We start from the raw sequence: 1,812 nt of genomic DNA, 5'->3' as shown, positions 1-1,812 counted from the left end.
GCGAACCAGGGACTTCCGCGACCGTGTCAGGTGGATTCCGAGGTGGTGGCCCTGAAATCGGGCTCCGGCGTCGGCTCCGGCGTGACCAAACAGGCATCACGGGTTGCATCCGGCGAAGGTGGTGGCAGCGGCACACACGCGAACAACAACCCGCGCGGCCGGCTCCGGCGTTCAAGCCTGGCGATGCTCGCACCCGACGAATCGGGCGCACGGGCACAGTAACACGAGGCACCCACGCTGCCTACCAGGGTGCTGACCTGCGGTTTTGCGAACAACTGGACGGTTTCCCGCAGTCGGCAACGGCGCATACATATACGGGGGTTCAGGTTCAGCCTTCGGAGGGAGAGACGCCCGGCGCGACTGGGCGGTCGGCAAAGGTGCCGTACCAAAAAACTCGGAATTTGCGGGGGTTATGGCTGTTCTTCTCGCGGTATGTCGGCGTCGAGTGCGGTGAGCAGGCGGACGGCGTCGGGGTGCGCTGTGGCCGCGTTGATCGACAGCCGTACGACGACGGCTGCGACGGCCACACTGCGGATGAGTTCGTCGCGGCTCATGCCGGTGAGGGTCAGCCATGCGGGGGTGTCCGGCTCGAGGTTGAGCAGGAAGGCGAGGGTTCCGGTGAGGTCGTAGCGGTCGCTCATGTGTGGTCCTTTCGATCGCGTCGTCGTTCGCGTTCGGTGGTGGCGCCCCAGACGCCGGCGGGTTCGTGGACGCGGCCGTAGCGGGCGCACTCGTGGACGGCGCGGCAGGGCACGCAGAGGATGGCGGCGCGGTGTTGGTCGGTCTCGTTCTCGGATGTCCAGAGCGCGCGTCGTTCGTCCGATCCGATGAGGCAGGGGATCAGGAACCCGTTGGCGCGCAGGCCGGCGAGGTAGGCGGTGAGCTCGCTGTGGGCGGTTCGTCGTGCGGCGTCGCGGGCGTCGTCGTAGTCGGGGCATGTGCAGTTGGTGGCGCGGCATTCGGGGCCGGCGTCGTCGAGTCCTGGCCGTGGTCCGTGGATCCGTGCGACGTGCCCGCAGGTGCATGCGGTCATCGGTTCGCCGCTTCGTGTTTCGCCGCCGCGGCGATGACGATGTCGCGTTCGAACGCGGCTGGTCCGAGGGTGTTGCGGGCTTGGCGCTTGAGTTCGAGGTACCGGCCGGTCGGGAGCGGCTCGAGCGTCCTGAGAGCGGCGGCGTACTCGTTGTCATCATCATCGGCGTGCGTCGCGTCGGCCGGCCCCTGGTGAGGTACAGGCGGACTTGATGATTCTGGTTCCTTCTCGTTGTCCTCTGTGGTTCCTCTGTACTCCTGGGGAGGGTCAAAACGGCCCGCAGTTGAGGGTTGTGGCGACCCTCCTGAGCGGGTCGTTTCAACCCGCCTACTGCGGGTCGTTTCAGCCCGCCTAAGTGGGTCGAGGTTCAGGGCGTACTCGGCGCGGTGGCCGCGGCGCCCGTCAACGACGCGGGTCGCTGCGCCAGCAGTGACGAGCTCGGCCAGCGTGCGGCGAACGATGCGGTGATCGGTAACGCCGATCGCGTCAGCCATCTCGTCGGGGCTCAGGAAGCTTCGCCGCGGGGGTCGTCCGTCAGCGTTGGTGTCGTCGAGCGATCTGGCCGCCATGTAGGTCAGCAGCCGGTGCGCCCGGTGCGGCAGGTCGCGCCACAGTGTGTACGTGGCGAGCACGTTCGCGGTCCCCATCGGTCAGGTCAGCGCGTCGAGCAGGACCCGGTACACCGCGCGGCCCCGCGAGTCGATGTCGACAGCGAGCATCGCCGGGTGGCGGCTGCCGGCGGGCGGTGAGATGAGGCTGGACACCGCGCGGTCGACCTC

General features: G+C 68.1%; 4 protein-coding genes. 1 reads left to right on the top strand and 3 read right to left on the bottom strand.

All coding sequences use genetic code 11. The features are described from left to right. On the top strand, nucleotides 1–222 hold a 222-nt coding region (locus tag VGK32_02645), incomplete at its 5' end, for a hypothetical protein (protein ID HEY3380635.1). Between the two features lie 188 nt (nucleotides 223–410). On the opposite strand, the gene VGK32_02640 is transcribed toward VGK32_02645, so the two are convergent. The 3 genes from VGK32_02640 to VGK32_02630 are packed head-to-tail and all read right to left on the bottom strand — an operon-like array spanning nucleotide 411 to nucleotide 1,680. After that, a complete protein-coding gene (locus VGK32_02640) occupies nucleotides 411–641 on the bottom strand; it encodes a hypothetical protein (protein ID HEY3380634.1) in 231 nt (76 codons plus the stop codon). Then, complete coding sequence (locus VGK32_02635) at nucleotides 638–1,033, bottom strand: WhiB family transcriptional regulator (GenBank protein ID HEY3380633.1); 396 nt, start codon at nucleotides 1,031–1,033, stop codon at nucleotides 638–640. Before VGK32_02635 ends, VGK32_02640 begins: the two co-directional genes overlap by 4 nt. After that, on the bottom strand, nucleotides 1,030–1,680 hold the full coding sequence (locus tag VGK32_02630; GenBank protein HEY3380632.1) for a hypothetical protein: 651 nt from the start codon (nucleotides 1,678–1,680) through the stop codon (nucleotides 1,030–1,032). Before VGK32_02630 ends, VGK32_02635 begins: the two co-directional genes overlap by 4 nt. Nucleotides 1,681–1,812 lie beyond the last annotated feature (132 nt).

The organism is Vicinamibacterales bacterium, from assembly GCA_036504215.1.
Lineage (GTDB): Bacteria > Acidobacteriota > Vicinamibacteria > Vicinamibacterales > Fen-181 > FEN-299.
Note: the sequence above shows the minus strand (reverse complement) of the source record. Positions and strands in the feature narration are given on the sequence as shown.

Coding starts and splice junctions, on each gene's coding strand:
- VGK32_02630 (HEY3380632.1), bottom strand. CDS start 1,680: ATGGGGACCGCGAACGTGCTCGCCACGTACACACTGTGGCGCGACCTG.
- VGK32_02635 (HEY3380633.1), bottom strand. CDS start 1,033: ATGACCGCATGCACCTGCGGGCACGTCGCACGGATCCACGGACCACGG.
- VGK32_02640 (HEY3380634.1), bottom strand. CDS start 641: ATGAGCGACCGCTACGACCTCACCGGAACCCTCGCCTTCCTGCTCAAC.